Raw genomic sequence first — 20,358 nt, 5'->3', positions numbered from 1 at the left:
CGGGCCGGCCATGGCGCTCTCCCTCTACGTCGACACCGCGCGCTGGCGGGCGCACCAGAAGTCCGTCCTGGACCAGTTCCCCGGTCTCGTGCCGGTCTGCAAGGGCAACGGATACGGCTTCGGCCACGAGCGGCTGGCCGACGAGGCGATCCGCTTCGGTACCGACACGCTGGCCGTCGGGACCACGTACGAGGCCGCGCGCATCAAGGACTGGTTCAGCGGCGACCTGCTGGTGCTCACGCCCTTCCGCCGGGGTGAGGAGCCCGTACCGCTCCCCGACCGCGTCATCCGCTCCGTCTCCTCCGTGGACGGTGTGCACGCCCTGGTGGGCGCACGCGTGGTCATCGAGTGCATGAGCTCGATGAAGCGCCACGGTGTGAAGGAGGAGGAGCTCGGCCGGCTGCACGCGGCCATCGAGGACGTGCGCCTCGAGGGTTTCGCGCTGCACCTGCCGCTCGACCGCACGGACGGTTCGGACGCGGTCGAGGAAGTCATCACCTGGATGGACCGTCTGCGCGCCGCCCGGCTGCCGCTGCACACCATGTTCGTCAGCCACCTGAGGGCCGAGGAACTCGCGCGGCTGCGGCAGCAGTTCCCGCAGACCCGCTTCCGCGCCCGCATCGGCACGCGGCTGTGGCTGGGCGACCACGAGGCGACGGAGTACCGCGGTGCGGTGCTCGACGTCACACCGGTCGTCAAGGGGGACCGTTTCGGCTACCGCCAGCAGAAGGCCGCGTCCGACGGGTGGCTGGTGGTCGTCGCCGGGGGGACCTCCCACGGTGTCGGCCTGGAAGCACCGAAGGCCCTGCACGGGGTGATGCCTCGCGCGAAGGGAGTCGCGCGTGCCGGGCTGGCCACGGTCAACCGCAACCTGTCACCGTTCGTCTGGGCGGGCAAGCAGCGCTGGTTCGCCGAGCCGCCCCACATGCAGGTGTCGATCCTCTTCGTGCCTTCGGACGCCCAGGAGCCGAAGGTCGGCGACGAGCTGGTGGCCCACCTGCGGCACACCACCACCCAGTTCGACCGCCTCGTGGACCGGTAGCCCCGGCCTCCCTCAGCCGGAGGCCGCCCCGCGCGCGGTGCCCCACTCCACCCGCGGTCCTTCGACCGTGTGCGCCGCGTGCCGGGCCGGATCCGGGTGCGCCCGCAGGAGTGCCACCCGGTCCGGTGCCCCGTCGAGCACCCCGCCCGAAGGATCGTCGGACCCGTCGCTCCGCACAGGGTCCCGGTCCGGCCTCAGGATGTCCCTGACGATCACGGCACAGAAGTAGAGCGTGCCCGCCAGGTGCAGGACGACCGCGATCTGATAGCCCTCCTGCGGCAGCCCTTGGTGCTTGTCGCCACTCGTCGTGTACGCGAGGTACGACCAGATCCCCAGGAAGTACGCGACCTCGCAGGCCTGCCAGACCAGGAAGTCCCGCCAGCGTGGCCTGGCCAGCGCGGCCAGCGGGATCAGCCAGAGCACGTACTGCGGTGAGTAGACCTTGTTCGTCAGGATGAACGCGGCCACCACCAGGAACGCCAGTTGCGCGAAGCGCGGCCGGTGCCGGGCGGTGAGCGCCAGCCCCGCGATTCCCGCACACAGCACGATCATCAACAGCACCGAGGCCGTGTTCACCGTGCTCACGTCGACGGACCGGCCGGTGCGCTGGGTGATGACCAGCCAGAACGAGCCGTAGTCGACCGGCCGTTCCTGGCTGAACGTGTAGAACTTCTTCCATCCTTCGGGGGCGTACAGCATCACCGGCAGGTTCACCACCAGCCAGGCCGCCGCCGCGCCGAGGAGCGCCACCCCGTACTCCCGCCACTTCCCGGCCCGCCAGCACAGCACCAGCAGCGGGCCGAGGAGCAGCACGGGGTACAGCTTGGCGGCGGTCGCCAGGCCGATGAGGATGCCGAAGGCGAGGTGCCTGCCGCGGGACCACATGAGCATCGCAGCGGCTGTCAGGGCGACGGCGAGCAGATCCCAGTTGATCGTCGCGGTGAGCGCGAAGGCCGGGGCGAGCGCGACGAGGAGGGCGTCCCAGGGGCGGCGCCGGTGCGTACGGGCGGCACACACCGCGATGATCACGGCGCAGATCATCAGCATGCCCGCGTTGACCATCCAGTACATCTGCTCGCGCTGCTGCACGGGGTCCGAGGAGGGAGTCAGCGTCAGCCAGGACGCGACCTGCATGAAGAGGCCGGTCAGGACGGGGTACTCGAGGTACGCCATGTCGCCGCCGAGCCGGTCGGCATAGGGCACGAGGCCGTCCGCGAACCCACGCCCGACGAAGAGGTGCGGGATGTCGGAGTAGCACGCGTGCGTGTACTGCGAACTGGCGCCGCGGAACCATGCCCAGTCGTAGCAGGGGATCTTCTGCACCATGCCGAGCGCGAACATCCCGATCGCCACGAGCGCGATGACGCGCACCGGTGTGAGCGGCCCCGATCCGAACCGTGCCCAGCGGCCCGCGGGCCCGCCGATCAGCTCACTGCCCGCCGCGGCGATCTCGTCCTGTCGCGTGGGCGGTACGACGGACGGCTCCTGGTGCACGCTCGTGTCTTCTGCGCTTGGCATGCCGCACATCCTGCCGTACGGCGCTGTGCGCGGAGACGGCCCGCGTACGGGACACACGAAAGGGCCGTCGGCACCTGGCAGGTTCCGACGGCCCTCGTCATCCGTGTCCGGCAGCCCCCTGGCGGGGTTTCCGGAGGACGGCGGCGTCACGCGCGCCGTCCTGTGCGGCGTTACCCGCCGCCACCGAAGATCCCGCCGCGGCCGTTCTCCTCACCCTCGGTCGCGCCTTCGGTCGTGCCTTCGGTCGTGCCGCCGTCCGTGGTCCCGCCGTCCGTGGTCCCGCCGTCCGTGGTCCCCCCGTCCGCTCCACCGCCGGTGGTTCCGTCCGTGGTCCCTCCGTTGTCGTTGCCGTCGGTCGTCCCGCCGTTCTGGTCGTTCTTGCACTCCCAGTCGAGCGGCCTGCACGTCTCGCTCGGCGAGGGGGACGGGGACGACGGAGTGGGAGAGGGCGACTCGGGCGCTTCGCTGGACTCCGAGGGCGAAGGCGTCGGGCTCGGAGTCGGGCTGGGACTGACCGCGCCACCGCCGAAGACCGTCTCCCCGATCGGTTCCGGCTTCGGGAACCTGAGTGCCTTCGTGCCCTCCAGCGCGTCGGTCATGTAGTCCTGCCAGATCTGCGCGGGGAACGAGGCACCGTGGATCGACTTCTCGCCACCGGTGCCGTACATCTCCAGGAACTCGCGGTTCTTCTGGGTCTCGTCGTCGTCCATCCGGAACATGCTGACAGCCGTCGACAGCTGCGGGGTGTAACCGACGAACCAGGCCGACTTGTTGCCGTCCGTGGTGCCCGTCTTGCCGGCCGCGTCACGTCCGGGCAGCCGGGCGGGCGTACCCGTTCCGTTCTCGACGACGTTCTTCAGCACGTCGGTGACGTTGTCCGCGACGTTGCTCGGGAACACCGTCTCCGTCTTCGTCTCGTGCCGGTAGATGACCCTGCCCTTGTGCTTCGCCTCGGTGACCGAGAAGGGCTCCCGTTTCTTGCCGCTGGTGGCGAAGGTGACGTACGAGCCCGCCATCCGGATGGCGCTCGGCGAGGAGGTGCCGATGGAGAACGAGGGGACGCTCGAGTCCGCCATGTACTCGTCGTCACGCAGCCCCGCGTCGACGGCGGCTTCCTTCACCTTGTCGGTGCCGATGTCCATTCCGAGCTGGACGAACGGGGAGTTGGCGGACTCCTGCATGGCGTGGCGGAGGGTCATGTCTCCGTAGGACTCGTCCCCGTCGTTGGTCTGGAGCCACTCCTTGCCGTCCTTGTTCTGCCAGACCGATCCGTCGTACTTTTTGATCTTCAGCTTGTTGTCGCCGTTGTAGATGCTGTTCGGCGAGACGAGGGTGCGCTCCGACGCGCTCTGCTCGGGACCGAGCTCGGGGTTGCGCCTCCCCACCTCCATGGCGGCTGCCAGCACGAACGGCTTGAACGTCGAACCGACCTGCGCGCCGGTCGCGTCGGCGTTGTTGGTGTAGTGCTGCGTCGCGTCCTGGCCGCCGTACGTGGCGACAATGGCACCCGTCTTGGTGTCGACCGACGCGCCGCCGAACTCGACGTGCGTGTCCTTGTCGGGCCGCTTCTCGGGGTCGATCTTGGCGTCGTACACCTTCTGGACCGACTCCTCGAGCTGGTCGACCTTGTCCTCGTCGAAGGTCGTGTGGATCTCGTAGCCGCCCCGCGCCAGTTCCTTCTCGGTGACGCCCTCCTCGTTGTGGGCGAGGAAGTACTTCGTGGCGAGGTCGACCAGGTATCCGGTCTGGCCGCCCAGCTTGGCGTCCTTCTTCGGCGGCTCGGGCATGGGGAAGTCGGTGAAGGTCGCGCGCTTCGCCGCGCTCAGCCGGCCGTCCTTGACCTGCTCGTCGAGGATCCAGCTCCAGCGCGCCTTGGCCCGCTTGGTGTTCTCCTTGGCGGAGGCCCTCACCGGGTCGACGTCGGGGGCACCCGCCGGGTCGTAGTAGCTCGCGCCCTTGAGCAGCGTCGCCAGGAAGGCGCACTCACTCTCGTTCAGCTCCGCTGCGTCCTTGTTGTAGTACGCACGTGCCGCCGCCTGAAGCCCCGATGCGCCCCGGCCGTAGTAGGAGACGTTGAGGTAACCCTCCATGACCTTCTTCTTGCTCACCGTCTCACCGACCTTGAGCGTGATGAAGAGTTCCTTGACCTTCCTGGTCAGGGTCTGGTCCTGGGTGAGCATGGAGTTCTTGACGTACTGCTGGGTGATGGTCGAACCACCCTGGGTGTCACCTCCCCGCGCCATGTTGTAGACGGCGCGGGCGATGCCTACGGGGTCGATGCCCCTGTCGGTCTCGAACGACTTGTTCTCGGCCGAGATGACGGCGTTCCGCATCGCTTCGGGAATCTGTGCGTAGTCGAGCGACTGACGGTTGACGGAACCGCCCGTGGCGACCATCTGCCTGCCGTCGGCCCAGTAGTAGACGTTGTTCTGCGCGGTGGCGAGGTCCTTGGGCTCGGGCGGGACCACCAGCGCGTAGGCGATGCCGGCCGCGCCCATCATGAGACCCAGGAAACCCAGGCACAGACCGGAAACCAGCCGCCACGACGGCACCCAGCGGCGGAAGCCGTACCGGCCGGCCCGCGGGTAGTCGATGAAGCGCTTCTTGCCGGAGCCCTCGTGGACCCGACCGCTGCTGTCGCCACCTCCCCGGCGCCTGCCACCGCCTCCGCCGCGCTGCGCCGCGCGACGGGCCTCGGCACGGCCACCGTACGACGGCTCTTCCCCGTGCGCGTCGGAAGGTGACGAATTCATAGCTCTGCGTGACGAATCGGTGCGACGTCCAGCAGGCTGTTGGGCGGCTCGTCTGGCCGCTGCGCGCCCGCCACCTTGCGGTTGCGACGCTTTGCGACGGTGCTCGCTCATCGAACGACTACTCCTCGGGCAGGCGAGAGCGCCTGGAAGCGGCAGTTGAGATCCGGTCCCCCCGAATTACGGACAAGCCCTGCGGAAGGCCCACCCGCAGTACATCCGGCAGTCCGCGATTACTGACGCACGAAGGCGTCTCACGGTTCCCGGTGGTCTGCATGCCGCACAGACTACGCACGGTCAAAAACCTCCGGGGACCGAACTTCACCCCAAATTACGCAAGTCACTCCCTATGAATCGGGGATGTGACGCCGCTCACGAACCGCCCCCTTGTCGAACATCACGAGTCGATCTATCGTGCTGATGTATCGAGTCGATACATCAGCACGGCGTGAGGCGGGACCGACGGCCCGCGGACGTACCAAGCGGAACGGGAGGCGAAGGTGAGCAGACGCTCCGGCATCCTCGAATTCGCCGTACTCGGCCTGCTCCGCGAAGCCCCCATGCACGGATACGAGCTGCGCAAGCGCCTCAACACTTCGCTGGGGATCTTCCGCGCCTTCAGCTACGGCACCCTCTATCCCTGCCTCAAGACGCTGGTCACCAACGGCTGGTTGATCGAGGAACCGGGCAGTGCTCCAGCTCTGCCACCCGCGACAGGACGCGGGGGAACCCCCGCGTCCTCGCTGAGCGGGCGCCGCGCCAAGATCGTCTACCGGTTGACGGCGGAAGGTAAGGAGCACTTCGAGGAGCTGCTCTCGCAGACCGGTCCGGACTCCTGGGAGGACGAGCACTTCGCGGCTCGTTTCGCCTTCTTCGGACAGACCGAGCGCGAAGTGCGGATGCGTGTGCTCGAAGGCCGCCGCAGCAGGCTGGAGGAACGCCTCGAGAAGATGCGCGCCTCCCTCGCCCGCACCCGTGAACGACTCGACGACTACACGCTTGAGCTGCAGCGACACGGCATGGAGTCCGTGGAGCGCGAAGTGCGCTGGCTGAACGAGCTCATCGAGAGCGAGCGGTCGGGACGGGATCAGCGACGATCCTCGCCCGAGAGCTCCGCTCAGCACGACACATCAGGAGAGACGGGCGGCCTGCCCCGGCACAGGGATGACTCCCGGCCGGATCCGTCCGACGACACGAAGTGACACCCCCGCAGATCCGTAAGGCGTCATCGGGGAACACCGAGAACACACAGGGAGCAATCGGCATGGGTTCGGTTCGCGTAGCCATCGTCGGCGTAGGAAACTGCGCCGCCTCGCTGGTGCAGGGCGTCGAGTACTACAAGGACGCCGATCCGGCCGGCAAGGTGCCCGGTCTGATGCATGTCCAGTTCGGCGACTACCACGTGAGTGACGTCGAGTTCGTCGCCGCCTTCGATGTCGACGCGAAGAAGGTCGGCCTCGACCTCGCGGACGCGATCGGCGCCAGTGAGAACAACACCATCAAGATCGCCGACGTGCCGAACACCGGCGTGACCGTTCAGCGCGGCCACACCCACGACGGTCTGGGCAAGTACTACCGCGAGACGATCGAGGAGTCCGCCGAGGCCCCCGTGGACATCGTCCAGGTCCTCAAGGACAAGCAGGTCGACGTCCTCGTCTGCTACCTGCCGGTCGGTTCCGAGGTTGCTGCGAAGTTCTATGCGCAGTGCGCCATCGACGCCAAGGTCGCCTTCGTCAACGCCCTTCCGGTGTTCATCGCGGGCACCAAGGAGTGGGCCGACAAGTTCACCGAGGCCGGTGTCCCGATCGTCGGTGACGACATCAAGTCCCAGGTCGGTGCCACCATCACGCACCGCGTGATGGCGAAGCTCTTCGAGGACCGGGGCGTCGTCCTGGACCGCACGATGCAGCTGAACGTCGGCGGCAACATGGACTTCAAGAACATGCTCGAGCGTGAGCGCCTGGAGTCCAAGAAGATCTCGAAGACGCAGGCCGTCACCTCGCAGATCCGTGACCGCGAACTCGGTGCGGACAACGTCCACATCGGTCCGTCCGACTACGTGGCCTGGCTGGACGACCGCAAGTGGGCGTACGTGCGCCTCGAGGGCCGTGCCTTCGGTGACGTCCCGCTCAACCTGGAGTACAAGCTCGAGGTCTGGGACTCCCCGAACTCCGCCGGTGTCATCATCGACGCCGTGCGCGCCGCGAAGATCGCCAAGGACCGTGGCGTCGGCGGCCCGATCCTCTCGGCCTCCTCGTACTTCATGAAGTCCCCGCCGGTCCAGTACTTCGACGACGAGGCCCGCGAGAACGTCGAGAAGTTCATCGCCGGCGACGTCGAGCGCTGATCCGGGCGGTCACCGCTCCGTGACGCTTTTCCATGTGGGGGGCTCCCAGGCAATGCGCCCGGAGGCCCCCCACATGTGTGACCCTTGCGCACATGTCTGTCGTGCGTGATCTGGGTGTACTCCTGCGCCTTCGGAACTTCCGTAGCCTGCTCGCCGTACGACTTCTCTCCCAGTCGGCCGACGGGGTCTACCAGGTCGCCCTCGCCACCTACGTCGTCTTCTCACCGGAGAACCAGACGACGCCGGGTGCCATCGCGTCCGCCATGGCCGTCCTGCTGCTGCCCTATTCGTTGATCGGTCCGTTCGCCGGCGTCCTGCTGGACCGCTGGCCCCGGCGCCAGGTCTTCCTGTACGGAAACCTGCTACGCGCCACGCTGGCCTGCTGCACGGCCCTGCTGCTCCTCAGCAGCTCCGCTCCGGACTGGCTGTTCTACGCCTCCGCCCTCTGTGTCACAGCCGTCAACCGCTTCGTGCTGGCCGGGCTGTCGGCAGCCCTTCCCCGCGTCGTCGACACCGAACGGCTCGTCCTGGCCAACTCCCTCTCCCCTACGGCCGGCACGCTGGCCGCTACTACGGGCGGGGGCCTCGCCCTGGCGATCCGGCTGCTGACGGACGGGTCCGACGCCGCCGTGGTCCTACTGGGCGCGGCCCTCTACCTTCTCTCGGCACTGACCTCCCTGACCTTGCCCCGCACGCTCCTCGGGCCGGATACAGTCCTGCACCACGTACGGCTGCGGGAGGCACTGACCACTACCGCGCGAGGGCTCGTCGCGGGGTTGCGCCACCTGTCCGAGCGGCGGGACGCAGCACACGCGCTGGCCGCCATGACGGTGATCCGCTTCTGCTACGGAGCGCTGACCGTCATGGTGCTGATGTTGTGCCGCTACACCTGGTCCGACAGCGAGTCCGACGGCCTGACCCTCCTCGGTCTGGCACTCGGCGCCTCCGCTGCGGGGTATTTCATGGCCGCCGTGATGTCCCCCTGGGCAGTCGGCCACTTCGGGCGATACGGCTGGCTGGGCGGGTGCGCCGGGGCCGCTGCCCTCCTGGAGCCCGCACTGGGACTCACGTTCGCGCCTGCCCCCATGCTGACTGCGGCCTTCGTCCTCGGACTCGTCACCCAAGGGGCGAAGATCGCCACGGACACCGAGGTACAGACCTCCGTGGACGATGCCTACCGCGGCAGGGTCTTCTCGCTCTACGACGTACTGTTCAACGTCGCCTTCGTCGCCGCCGCGGCAATGTCCGCCCTCGCGCTTCCTCCTGACGGCCGGTCCGTCACCGTGGTGCTTACCGTGGCCGCGCTCTACGCGTTTGTCTCGGTGGCCGTGTTCCGTCGGCGACCTGCGCGTCTCGCGTTTCGACCCGCCCGCAACAAGGATGAGTGAGGGGCGTTGTTTCACGTGAAACAACGCCCCTCACCGCTTTCGCCGAAGTGTCCTGGCTCGCCGTCGTGTTTCACGTGAAACGCGACGGGCCCCCCGTCCCGACCTGCGCCCGCCCCGCTGGACACAGGCCGGCCGGTCTCGCGCGGAGGCCCGCGTCAGTCCTGCGCGGCCCACCATTCCTTGAGGGCCGCGACCGCGACGTCACGCTCCATCGGGCCGTTCTCCAGCCGCAGCTCCAGCAGGAACGAATAGGCCTTGCCGATCACAGGACCGGGCCCCACGCCCAGGATCTGCATGATCTCGTTGCCGTCCAGGTCGGGCCGGATAGCCTCCAGCTCCTCCTGTTCCTGCAGCTGTGCGATGCGTTCCTCGAGCCCGTCGTAGGTGCGCGACAGAGCGTTCGCCTTGCGCTTGTTCCGAGTCGTGCAGTCGGAACGCGTCAGCTTGTGCAGCCGGTCCAGCAGCGGCCCCGCGTCCCGCACATACCTGCGCACCGCGGAATCGGTCCATTCCCCATCGCCGTACCCATGGAAGCGCAAATGCAGCTCCACCAGCTTCGAGACGTCCTTGACCATGTCGTTGGAGTACTTGAGCTCGGCCATCCGCTTCCTGGCCATCTTGGCTCCCACCACCTCGTGGTGGTGGAACGAGACCCGACCGTCCTTTTCGAAGCGTCGGGTCCGCGGCTTGCCGATGTCGTGGAGCAGAGCCGCGAGGCGCAGTACGAGGTCCGGACCGCCCTCCTCCAGGTCGATGGCCTGCTCCAGGACCGTCAAGGAGTGCTCGTAGACGTCCTTGTGCCGGTGATGCTCATCACTTTCCAGACGCAGCGCGGGAAGCTCGGGCAGCACCCGGTCAGCCAGGCCCGTGTCCACGAGAAGCCCCAGACCCTTACGAGGGTGGCCGGAGAGCAGCAGTTTGTTGAGTTCCTCACGTACCCGCTCGGCGGAGACGATCTCGATACGTCCCGCCATGTCGGTCATGGCCCCGACCACGTCGGGAGCGACTTCGAAGTCCAGCTGGGCGGCAAAACGAGCGGCGCGCAGCATGCGCAGCGGGTCGTCCGAGAAGGACTCCTCGGGTGTGCCCGGAGTACGCAGCACACGCTGAGCCAGGTCGTCGAGGCCGCCGTGCGGATCGATGAACTCCTTACGCGGCAGTGCGACAGCCATGGCGTTGACCGTGAAGTCACGGCGTACGAGGTCTTCCTCGATCGAGTCACCATAGGAGACCTCAGGCTTGCGCGAGGACCTGTCGTACGCCTCCGACCGGTAGGTCGTGACCTCGATCTGGTAGCCGTCCTTCTGCGAACCGACCGTGCCGAACGCGATGCCGACCTCCCAGACGGAATCGGCCCAAGGGCGGACGATCTTGAGTACGTCCTCCGGACGGGCGTCGGTCGTGAAGTCGAGGTCGTTTCCGAGCCTGCCGAGCAACGCGTCCCGGACCGAACCGCCGACCAGGGCAAGGCCGAATCCGGCCTCCTGGAATCGGACGGCGAGGTCATCGGCGACGGGGGACACCCGCAGCAGTTCGCTGACTGCGCGGTGCTGCACCTGACTCAGTGCACGGGGGCTGTCTTCGTTGGCATTCGGCACAACAGAAAAGGGTACGTGCACCGACCGGCCCGGACGTCATCGTTTCTTGCGGCCCTGGGAGACTCTCCCGATCATGTGGCACGGTCCCCGGCACTCAGGTGTCGGGCACATCGTTACCATGCGTGGACGCAGAGACCGGCAGCGCCGGTACCAGCTGACGACGACGAGGGACGGATACGCGTGGCCGAGGCGGCACACTTTCAGGGGATGATTCCCACCCCTGCCCGCCGGTGGCTCCGGCGCACAGCCTCCTTGATCGTCGGGGCGCCACTGATCGCCGGCCTCCTGGCCGGCCCCTCAGCGCCCTCGGCCCAGGCCGAGGCGGTGACGAAGGCCCCCACCGGTTCGCGCACCGTCGACGTGTCCCTGGACACGCTCGCTCCCAGCGCACCGGTCGAAGGCGACACACTCACCGTCTCCGGCACCCTGACCAACAAGGGCAAGAAGACGGTCACCGACGCCGAGGTCGACCTGCGCGTCGGGCCGAAGCTGTCCGGCAGAGGCGCGATCGACGAGGCCGCCGGGCGCGTCGGCTACCAGCCCGGCAGCGACCCGGCCAAGCTCGGCGGTGCGTACACGCTGAAGGTCCCCTCGCTCGCGTCCGGAGTCAGCCAGGACTTCAGCCTCGCCGTTCCGGTGGACAAGCTGGATCTGGACGCCGAGGGCGTTTATCAGCTCGGAGTCTCCGTCACGGGGCGTACCACCGATTACGCCTACGACCAGGTACTCGGCATCCAGCGGACCTTTCTGCCCTGGCAGCCGGAGGACACCGGGAGCAGGACGAAGCTCACCTTCCTCTGGCCCTTGATCGCGTCGGCTCACGTCACCGCCGAGACGGGTTCCGACGAGCAGCAGACCCCCGTGTTCGCCAATGACGATCTCGCACTCGAGCTGGCTCCCGGCGGGCGCCTGGAACAACTGGTCTCGCTGGGACGACAGCTTCCTGTGACGTGGGTGATCGACCCGGACCTGCTGGCTTCCGTCGATGCGATGACGAAGAACTACCGCGTCAGAATCGGTGACACCATCGTCGCGGGGACGAACCAGACCATCGCCAAGAAGTGGCTCACAGATCTCCAAGCGGCCGTGAAGGACGGGAAGGTGGTGGCCCTGCCGTTCGCCGACCCGGACCTCGCCTCCATCGCCCACCGCGGCAAGAACGTCTCGGGGGCCCTCAGCCATCTGCAGACGGCGACCGAGGTCGCAAGCGCGACAGTGGAAACCGTCCTTCACACGAAGCCGTCCACCGACTTCGCCTGGCCGGTGGACGGCGCGATCGATCCCTCGGTCGTCGACGTCGCGACCTCGGCCGGCGCCCACAAGGTGATCGCCCGCAGCGACAGCCTGAAGGAAACCGGCGGGCTGCCCTACACACCGACCGCGGCCCGCCCCATCGGTGGTGGCACCACCGCTGTCGTCTCCGACCACCGGCTCTCCACCGCGTTCACCGGCGACATGTCCAAGGCCGGCGCTTCGACGCTGGCCGTCCAGAAATTCCTGGCCCAGACGCTGGCAGTGACGGAGCAGGTGCCCGACAAGGAACGCAGCATCGTCGTCGCCCCGCAGCGGACCCCCACCGCGGCCCAGGCCCAGACCATGGCACGCGCCCTGCAGGCCCTCACGACCGAGCACTGGACACAGCCTCTGGATCTGACGGCGGCAGCCGAACAGAAGCCTGACGCCCGGGCCACCACCAAGGTGCCCGGCGCTTCCCAGTACCCGAAGAAGCTGCGGAGCCAGGAGCTGCCCACCCAGGCGTTCCAGGACATCCGGACGACGCAGAATTCGCTCGACAGCTTCCAGGTCATCCTCAAGCAGCCCGACCGGGTGGTGACCCCCTTCGGGAACGCGGTCAACCGGTCCGTGTCGACGTCGTGGCGCGGCCGGCCGCTGGAGGCGCAGCAGTACCGCGACGCGGTCCGCACCTATCTTCAAGGCCTCACCAACGAGGTCCAGCTGATCGCGAAGTCGGATGTGACTCTGTCCGGACGCAGCGCGACGATCCCTGTGACCGTGCAGAACAAACTGGTGCAGGGTGTCGATCACCTCGTGCTCCGTCTCACGTCGGGCAATGCCACCCGGCTCAAGCTCAACGACGGCGCGGCAGTCGCCGAACAGCCTGTCGAGATCGCGGGCGGGCACAGCCAGTCCGTGAAGTTCGACGCCTCGGCCAATGCCAACGGGCAGGCACAGGTCACAGCACGGCTCTTCACCGCGGACGGAGCACCGTACGGTGAGGAGATGACCTTCACGGTGAAGGTCTCGGAAGTCACGCCGACCGTGCTCCTGGTGATCGCCGGTGGACTGCTGTTGCTGGTCCTGGCAGGCATCAGGATGTACACCCACCGCAAGCGCACCGTCGCGGGCGGAACAACGGAGAACGACGGCGGCGAACCCGAGCAGCCGAGTGACCCGACGCCGGACACCGGTCCGGAAAGCGATAGCCCATCGGGCCCGGGTGAGAAAGTGGACCGTTGAGCGATGTCTGTCGGGGCCTGTCGGCCGGGGACAATGAGGTGGGGTTTCGATGAACGCGCCGTACGACGGTGACCGTGACCAGGGGGCGGGCGGAGCTGGGTCTTCCAGTGGCCCTCCGGTGCCGCCGGGCGCCGGCCAGGCCGAGGAGGGGCCCGATCCCTACCTGCAGCACGCGTACGAGCACGATCCGTACCGTGCCCAGGACCTCACCGCGCAGGACCCGGTGGCCGAGGCGCTCTACGACCGCGCCTCGCATCCTCCACCACCTCCGGGCGCCTATCAGGAACCCCAGGCCCTCTACCAGCAGCCTCCCGCAGCCCAGTACGCCCCCGACCCCCGCATCTGGGCCCAGACACCGCCCCCGGAGCCCTCAGGCCCCTCCCGCCACCTTCCCTACGGCGACAACGCCGCGACCACCCAGTACGTAGGGGTGGACGACCTGGTCACCCAGGCTTCCGGCGGCCGTGGGGAGCAGGACGCCTTCGCTCACCTCTTCCGTGACCAGGAAGGTTCTGGCCGTCCTCCCGGACCTCCCGCCGAGCCCGAGGCGGCTCCGGCACCCGTCCCGTCGAAGTCCGGCGGCCGGGCCGCCGGGATACTGAAGTCCAGTGCCCTGATGGCGGCGGGCACCCTGGTGTCCCGGCTCACCGGCTTCGTCCGCAGCCTCGTGATCACCGCAGCGCTGGGCGCGGCGATGCTCGGTGACGCCTTCACCGTCGCGTACACCCTGCCGACGATGATCTACATCCTCACGGTGGGCGGTGGACTGAACTCGGTCTTCGTTCCTCAGCTCGTCCGGTCCATGAAGGACGACGAGGACGGGGGCGAGGCGTACGCCAACCGGCTGCTGACACTCGTCATGGTCGCGCTCGGCCTGATCGTCGCTCTGGCGGTCCTGGCCGCACCGATGCTCATCCGCATGATGTCACTGCCGATCGCGAACGAACCGGCAGCCAACAGCGTTGCTGTGACGTTCGCGCGCTACTGCCTGCCCACCATCTTCTTCATGGGCATCCACGTGGTGATGGGCCAGATCCTGAACGCCCGCGGAAAGTTCGGCGCGATGATGTGGACCCCGGTCCTCAACAACATCGTCATGATCTTCACGTTCGGTCTGTTCATCTGGGTCTACGGCGCCTCGGCCGAATCCCGGATGGGCGTGGAGACGATCCCGCCCGAGGGCGTCCGGCTCCTCGGCGTCGGCACACTGCTCGGCCTGGTGGTCCAGGCCCTGGCCATGATCCCGTATCTCCGCGAGGCAGGGTTCCGCTTCCGTCCGCGCTTCGACTGGAAGGGTCACGGGCTCGGAAAAACGATCAAGCTCGCCAAGTGGACGGTCCTGTTCGTCCTCGCCAACCAGGCCGGCGTACTGGTCGTCACCCAGCTGGCCACCTCCGCCGGCAAAATCGCGGACAAGGACGGCTCAGGCTTCCTCGCCTACTCCAACGCCCAGCTGATCTGGGGCATGCCTCAGGCCATCATCACCGTCTCGGTCATGGCGGCTCTGCTGCCCCGCATCTCCCGTGCCGCCCATGACAACGACCCCGGGGCCGTCCGCGACGACATCTCGCAGGGCCTGCGGAACTCGGCAGTGGCCATCGTGCCCGTCGCCTTCACCTTCCTGGCGCTCGGTCTGCCGATGTGCACCCTGCTCTACGCCTCCAGCGGCACCGAGGCCGCACGGTCCATGGGATTCATCCTGATGGCGTTCGGTCTCGGTCTCATCCCGTACTCCGTGCAGTACGTCGTGCTGCGCGGCTTCTACGCGTACGAGGACACCCGCACCCCCTTCTACAACACGGTCATCGTCGCAGTGGTCAACGCCGCGGCCTCCGCGCTCTGCTACCTGATTCTTCCGGCCCGGTGGGCAGTCGTGGGAATGGCTGCCTCCTACGGGCTGGCCTACGCGGTCGGCGTCGGCATCGCCTGGCGACGCCTGAGCAAGCGGCTCGGCGGCGACCTCGACGGCGCCCGTGTGGTGCGCACCTACGCCCGCCTCTGCCTCGCCGCGATCCCCGCGGCAGCAGTCGGCGGCGGCGTGGGCTTCGCCCTCCTGACGACCCTCGGTGACGGAGCCGGCGGCTCGGTGGTGGCACTGGTCTGTGGCAGCGTCGTCCTGCTGGGCATCTTCTTCGTCGCCGCGAAGAAGATGCGGATCGAGGAGCTCAACGGCATGGTCGGCATGGTCCGGGGACGGCTCGGCCGCTGAATGAGCTGCACGCCGCACAACCATCGCTGGACACCGCGTGTCGTGCATAGCGCCGGAGTGTGGGCACAATTGGCGTGACTGTGCAGAGCTGGCTGGCATCGCGCAACGGATGGGGAGGCAGGAACGACGGTGGCGGAACGTAGCACGGCTGCTGTCGACGTGGCCGACAACAGCGGCGACGAGCCGCTGACCGCCAAGGCGGACGCGGCCACGACCGACGGGACGGCACAAACCCAGGACGAAGGGGACGCAAGCCCGCAGGACGATGCGAGTGCGCGTGACAGCTCTGACGGCACACCGGCGTCGCCCGACCTGCACAGCGGTCACAAACTGGCCAGACGCTATCGCCTCGAGGAATGCGTCACCCGACTGGACGGATTCAGCAGCTGGCGCGCTGTCGATGAGAAGCTGCGACGTGCCGTAGGTGTTCATCTGCTGCCCGCCGATCACCCGCGTGCACGCTCGGTGCTGGCCGCGGCCCGCTCCTCCGCGCTGCTCGGTGACCCGCGCTTCGTCCAGGTCCTGGACGCCGTGGAGGAGGATGATCTCGTCTACGTCGTCCACGAATGGCTCCCTGACGCCACCGAACTCACAGCGCTGCTGGCCGCCGGCCCCCTGGAAGCCCACGACGCGTACCAGCTCGTGAGTCAGATCTCCCAGGCCATGGCCGCCGCACACCGCGAAGGGCTCGCACATCTGTGCCTCACGCCCGGAGCCGTACTGCGCAGCTCGACCGGCCAGTACCGGATCCGTGGCCTGGCCGTGAACGCTGCTCTGCGCGGAATCACCGCCGAACAGCCTCTGCGCACGGACACCGAGGCCATCGGTGCACTCCTCTATGCCGCGCTGACCCGCCGTTGGCCGTACGAGAGCGACGCCTACGGCCTTTCCGGGCTCCCCAAGGACGTGGGCCTGATTCCCCCGGACCAGGTACGGGCCGGTGTCCACCGGGGACTGTCCGAACTCGCCATGCGCGCGCTTGCCAACGACGGCGCCACCGCGTCGCGGCAGGAACAGCCGTGCACCACCCCGGACGAGCTGGCGAAAGCCGTCGCGTCCATGCCTCGCGTCCTCCCCCCGGAGCCCGTCTTCACCGCCCCGCCGGAGTACCAGCGAACGACCTATCAGCAAGGCACTTACGGGCGCCCGTCCGCACGGCCCAATGCCGCCGCCCAGCCGGTGATCGCAGCCCCGCCGCCCCCTCTGCAGAGCCGCACAGGCAAAGCGCTCAAGTGGGCGGTGTCCGCTCTGCTCATCGCGGCTCTGGGCCTCGGGAGCTGGCAGCTGGCGGAAACCGTTCTCGACCGGGGCAACGACTCGGGGGAGCCGACCCCCACACAGACCGCCGAGGACGGCAGCGTCGACAAGAAAGCAGGCGGTCCCGGCAAGCCCGTCAGCATCGTCGGCGCCCGGGACTACGACCCTCAGGGCACGGACGGATCGGAAAAGCCCGCAGCGATAAGCAACGCCTACGACGGTGACCCCAGCTCGTACTGGAACACCGACGGTTATTACACCGCCGCTTTCGGCAACCTCAAGGAAGGCGTGGGCATCGTCCTCGACCTGGGCGAGGTCCAGGAGGTGCGCAACGTCGACGTCTCCTTCCTCGGCGGCACCACCTCGGTGGAACTGAGGACGACCGACGGCTCATCCATTCCGCAGAAACCCGACGGTTTCACCACAGTCGCACAGGGCTCCGGAACAAACGTGTCCCTCAAGCCCGACAAGGCGGTGCAGGCACGGTACGTTCTGGTCTGGCTGACCAGCCTGCCGCTGAGTAACGACGACGGCAGGTACCGGGGCAAGGTCTCGAACATCAAGATCACCAACTGACGGGACCAAGGGAGGGGCTCACCGTTGGACGACGCCGGTTTCGCCGACATCAGCGATCAGGACCTCCTGGCCCAGCACGTCGCAGGTGAAGCGGACGCCTTCGGTGAGCTCGTACGACGACACCGTGACCGCCTCTGGGCCGTGGCCCTGCGCACACTCGGAGACCGCGAGGAGGCTGCCGACGCCGTGCAGGACGCCCTGGTTTCCGCGTTCCGCGCGGCTCATACCTTCCGTGGCCAGTCCGCCGTCACCACATGGCTGCACAGGATCACCGTCAACGCCTGTCTCGACCGTGCCCGTAAGGCGGCCTCGCGCAAGACCGCACCGGTCGATGACGCCGAGCGGCTCGATCAGCTCATGGAACCTCACGAATCCGCCGAGGCTCCCGCTGAACGGCAGGACCTGCACCGAGAACTCCTTGCCGCACTGGCCACCCTGCCCGCCGAACAGCGCGCCGCACTCGTCCTGGTGGACATGCAGGCTTACCCCGTGGCCGAAGCTGCCCGCGTTCTCGACGTACCTACCGGCACCGTGAAGAGCCGCTGTGCGAGAGGCCGGGCCCGGCTGCTTCCCTTGCTGTCTCATCTGCGCAGCCACAGAGAGGACGGCAAGGACGTGGCCGTGGAAAGGAACCGGACACAGAGGCCATCCGTCCCACCGGCGTCAGGGCCAAGAGATGCAGGTGACGGTGATCCTGCCGGCGTACAGGGCGGAGGTGGACTCGCATGACATCTGCAGGCGACACGACTCAGCACCCGGACGTTCCGGAGATCTCCGACCTCACCGAAGGTCTCCTCCCGCCGTCCCGCAGGGCAGCACTCCGCCACCACCTCGACGCTTGCGAAGAGTGCACCGAAATTCACTCCTCGCTGGAAGAGATCCGCTCGATGCTGGGGACAGCGCTTCCTCTGCACGAGCGCATGCCTGACGACGTAGCTGACCGGATCGACGCGGCACTGGCATCGGAAGCTGCGGCTGCCGCCTCGGTACCCGCCACAACAACAGCTCTTGTTTCACGTGAAACAAGAGATGAGGGTGTGACCGCTCCTCGGCCCGCAGGCCGACCGCGCGGCGCTACCGGCCCTGGCCGGACACCGGCCCGGCGTCGGCGTCGCACGGTGATCCTCGGTACCGCTTTCGGTGCGGCGGCCATCGGCATGAGCCTCCTCCTGCTCCAGTCCCTCCAGTCGTCCCACGACTCGGCCGGCACCGTGCCCGACCGCGGAGTGAGTGCCGTGGAGAAGAGCCAGAAGAGCTTCTCGGAGAACACCCTGGAAGACCGCGTCCGCACGCTCCTGAGCGAAACAACGGCTTCCGGAACTCCGGGCCACGACCCGGGCAAGCCTCACCTGGACACAAAATCGTCACCGGAGGACCTGCCCCCCGGTGACGCGTCCCCCCGGACCCCCTTGCGTGCTCCGGTCGTGGACGTTCCACCCTGCGTCCAGCAAGGAACAGGCCGGAACGCCCCTGCCTTGGCTGTGGAGCGGGGCACTTACCAGGGAGCCGCCGCCTTCCTCGTGGTACTGCCTCATGCAACCGACTCGACTCGTGTCCAGGCCTATGTGGTCGACGCAGCATGCGTAGCCTCCACGCCCACGGCAAAGGGGCAACTACTGCTCACGCACTCCTACACCCGCCCCTGAGAGCCACGGCTGGAGCCGGACCGGTATTTCGGGAATGCACGCCCCGTAGGATCCGTTGGGTGGGGTGAGAGTCGTGGAACCGACCCCAGTAGGCAGTAGGCAGTCTGCAGAGACGAGGAAGAACCCGTGAGCGACGTCCGTAATGTGATCATCATCGGCTCCGGGCCGGCTGGTTACACCGCCGCCCTGTACACCGCTCGCGCGTCGCTGAAGCCGCTGGTGTTCGAGGGCGCCGTCACCGCCGGCGGTGCGCTGATGAACACCACCGACGTGGAGAACTTCCCGGGCTTCCAGGACGGAATCATGGGCCCTGAGCTCATGGACAACATGCGCGCCCAGGCTGAGCGCTTCGGCGCCGAACTGATCCCCGACGACGTGGTCTCCGTCGACCTCTCCGGCGAGATCAAGACCGTCACGGACACCGCGGGCACGGTGCACCGCGCCAAGGCCGTCATCGTCACCACAGGATCCCAGCACCGCAAGCTCGGCCTGCCCAACGAGGACGCGCTCTCCGGACGAGGTGTCTCCTGGTGTGCCACCTGTGACGGATTCTTCTTCAAGGACCAAGACATCGCCGTGGTCGGTGGCGGTGACACGGCCATGGAAGAGGCGACCTTCCTCTCCCGGTTCGCCAAGTCAGTCACGATCGTCCACCGCCGTGACTCCCTGCGCGCATCCAAGGCCATGCAGGAGCGTGCTTTCGCCGACCCGAAGATCAAGTTCGCGTGGGACAGCGAGGTCGCCACGGTCCACGGGGACCAGAAGCTCTCCAGCCTCACCCTGCGCAACACCAAGACCGGCGAGACGTCCGAGCTTCCGGTGACGGGCCTGTTCATCGCTGTGGGCCATGATCCCCGCACGGAGCTCTTCAAGGGGCAGCTCGACCTCGATGACGAGGGTTACCTCAAGGTCGAGGCCCCTTCGACGCGCACCAATCTGAAGGGGGTCTTCGGCGCCGGCGACGTGGTCGACCACACCTACCGACAGGCCATCACCGCAGCCGGTACCGGCTGCTCGGCAGCTCTTGATGCGGAGCGCTTCCTGGCCGCGCTCTCCGACGAGCAGCTTGCCGAGCCGGATAAGACCCCGGCAGTCTGACTGCTCCCCCCGAACCCCCACTCCCGCGAAGTTAAGGAGGCCGCCGTGGCCGGCGCCCTGAAGAACGTGACCGACGACTCCTTCGACGAGGACGTCCTGAAGAACGAAAAGCCTGTGCTGGTGGACTTCTGGGCCGCCTGGTGCGGCCCGTGCCGTCAGATCGCGCCGTCGCTGGAGGCCATCGCGGCTGAATACGGCGACGAGATCGAGATCGTCAAGCTCAACATCGACGAGAACCCGGCCACTGCGGCAAAGTACGGTGTGATGTCGATTCCCACACTCAACGTGTACCAGGGAGGCGAGGTCGCCAAGACCATCGTCGGCGCCAAGCCGAAGGCCGCAATTCTTCGCGACCTCGAGGGCTTCATCGTCCAGAAGTAACAGCTGACTGTTTCACGTGAAACGGGCCCGCCCTCCGGGGCGGGCCCGTTTGCGCTTTCCTGCCCCCGTC

14 protein-coding genes and 1 pseudogene are annotated in these 20,358 nt (G+C 67.6%); 12 read left to right on the top strand and 3 right to left on the bottom strand.

Features of this window, described 5'->3' with window-relative positions; genetic code table 11:
- Nucleotides 1–10 precede the first annotated feature (10 nt).
- The gene (locus ACF1FZ_RS16395; RefSeq protein ID WP_391774066.1) at nucleotides 11–1,042 is read left to right on the top strand and encodes an alanine racemase; all 1,032 of its coding nucleotides are present in this window, start codon (nucleotides 11–13) and stop codon (nucleotides 1,040–1,042) included.
- 12 nt (nucleotides 1,043–1,054) lie between these two features.
- Here ACF1FZ_RS16395 and ACF1FZ_RS16390 read toward each other — a convergent pair whose 3' ends face one another.
- Together ACF1FZ_RS16390 and ACF1FZ_RS16385 are read right to left on the bottom strand one after the other, a co-directional pair.
- On the bottom strand, nucleotides 1,055–2,569 hold the full coding sequence (locus tag ACF1FZ_RS16390) for a glycosyltransferase family 87 protein (RefSeq protein ID WP_391774065.1): 1,515 nt from the start codon (nucleotides 2,567–2,569) through the stop codon (nucleotides 1,055–1,057).
- A 161-nt stretch (nucleotides 2,570–2,730) separates the two neighbouring features.
- A complete protein-coding gene (locus ACF1FZ_RS16385; protein ID WP_391774064.1) occupies nucleotides 2,731–5,424 on the bottom strand; it encodes a transglycosylase domain-containing protein in 2,694 nt (897 codons plus the stop codon).
- Nucleotides 5,425–5,810: 386 nt separating this feature from the next.
- Between ACF1FZ_RS16385 and ACF1FZ_RS16380 the strand changes: the two genes are divergently transcribed.
- The 3 genes from ACF1FZ_RS16380 (at nucleotide 5,811) to ACF1FZ_RS16370 (ending at nucleotide 9,045) form a co-directional block, all read left to right on the top strand.
- Entirely contained in the window at nucleotides 5,811–6,512 is a 702-nt protein-coding gene (locus tag ACF1FZ_RS16380) for a helix-turn-helix transcriptional regulator (RefSeq protein ID WP_391774063.1), read from the top strand.
- Between the two features lie 62 nt (nucleotides 6,513–6,574).
- Complete coding sequence (locus tag ACF1FZ_RS16375) at nucleotides 6,575–7,657, top strand: inositol-3-phosphate synthase (RefSeq protein WP_391774062.1); 1,083 nt, start codon at nucleotides 6,575–6,577, stop codon at nucleotides 7,655–7,657.
- Nucleotides 7,658–7,749: 92 nt separating this feature from the next.
- Nucleotides 7,750–9,045 (top strand): MFS transporter, encoded by a 1,296-nt coding sequence (locus tag ACF1FZ_RS16370; RefSeq protein ID WP_391774061.1) that lies wholly within the window; start codon nucleotides 7,750–7,752, stop codon nucleotides 9,043–9,045.
- Between the two features lie 155 nt (nucleotides 9,046–9,200).
- Here ACF1FZ_RS16370 and ACF1FZ_RS16365 read toward each other — a convergent pair whose 3' ends face one another.
- Nucleotides 9,201–10,643, bottom strand: coding sequence for a CCA tRNA nucleotidyltransferase (locus tag ACF1FZ_RS16365; protein ID WP_391774060.1), 1,443 nt, complete (start codon nucleotides 10,641–10,643; stop codon nucleotides 9,201–9,203).
- Nucleotides 10,644–10,823: 180 nt separating this feature from the next.
- Between ACF1FZ_RS16365 and ACF1FZ_RS16360 the strand changes: the two genes are divergently transcribed.
- The 8 genes and pseudogenes from ACF1FZ_RS16360 (at nucleotide 10,824) to trxA (ending at nucleotide 20,288) form a co-directional block, all read left to right on the top strand.
- Nucleotides 10,824–13,121, top strand: coding sequence for a DUF6049 family protein (locus ACF1FZ_RS16360; protein WP_391774059.1), 2,298 nt, complete (start codon nucleotides 10,824–10,826; stop codon nucleotides 13,119–13,121).
- Between the two features lie 49 nt (nucleotides 13,122–13,170).
- Nucleotides 13,171–15,330, top strand: a complete 2,160-nt coding sequence (gene murJ, locus ACF1FZ_RS16355) for a murein biosynthesis integral membrane protein MurJ (protein ID WP_391774058.1) — start codon at nucleotides 13,171–13,173, stop codon at nucleotides 15,328–15,330.
- A gap of 129 nt (nucleotides 15,331–15,459) precedes the next feature.
- Entirely contained in the window at nucleotides 15,460–17,163 is a 1,704-nt protein-coding gene (locus ACF1FZ_RS16350; protein ID WP_391774057.1) for a serine/threonine protein kinase, read from the top strand.
- Between the two features lie 24 nt (nucleotides 17,164–17,187).
- Nucleotides 17,188–17,892, top strand: a complete 705-nt coding sequence (gene sigM, locus ACF1FZ_RS16345) for an RNA polymerase sigma factor SigM (protein WP_391774056.1) — start codon at nucleotides 17,188–17,190, stop codon at nucleotides 17,890–17,892.
- A pseudogene (locus tag ACF1FZ_RS16340) lies at nucleotides 17,889–18,002 on the top strand (hypothetical protein); the annotation flags it as partial. The gene sigM and the pseudogene ACF1FZ_RS16340, both read left to right, overlap by 4 nt.
- Nucleotides 18,003–18,281: 279 nt before the next feature.
- On the top strand, nucleotides 18,282–18,809 hold the full coding sequence (locus tag ACF1FZ_RS16335) for a hypothetical protein (RefSeq protein ID WP_391774261.1): 528 nt from the start codon (nucleotides 18,282–18,284) through the stop codon (nucleotides 18,807–18,809).
- Nucleotides 18,810–18,935: 126 nt separating this feature from the next.
- Entirely contained in the window at nucleotides 18,936–19,907 is a 972-nt protein-coding gene (gene trxB, locus ACF1FZ_RS16330) for a thioredoxin-disulfide reductase (protein ID WP_391774055.1), read from the top strand.
- A gap of 45 nt (nucleotides 19,908–19,952) precedes the next feature.
- Nucleotides 19,953–20,288, top strand: a complete 336-nt coding sequence (trxA, locus tag ACF1FZ_RS16325) for a thioredoxin (protein WP_203181424.1) — start codon at nucleotides 19,953–19,955, stop codon at nucleotides 20,286–20,288.
- Nucleotides 20,289–20,358 lie beyond the last annotated feature (70 nt).

Origin of the sequence: Streptomyces sp. NPDC014623 (genome assembly GCF_043088245.1) — a bacterium.
In the GTDB taxonomy this organism is placed as follows: Bacteria; Actinomycetota; Actinomycetes; order Streptomycetales; family Streptomycetaceae; genus Streptomyces.
The sequence above is the reverse complement of the archived record's forward strand: the minus strand, read 5'-3'. Positions and strand labels throughout refer to the sequence as shown.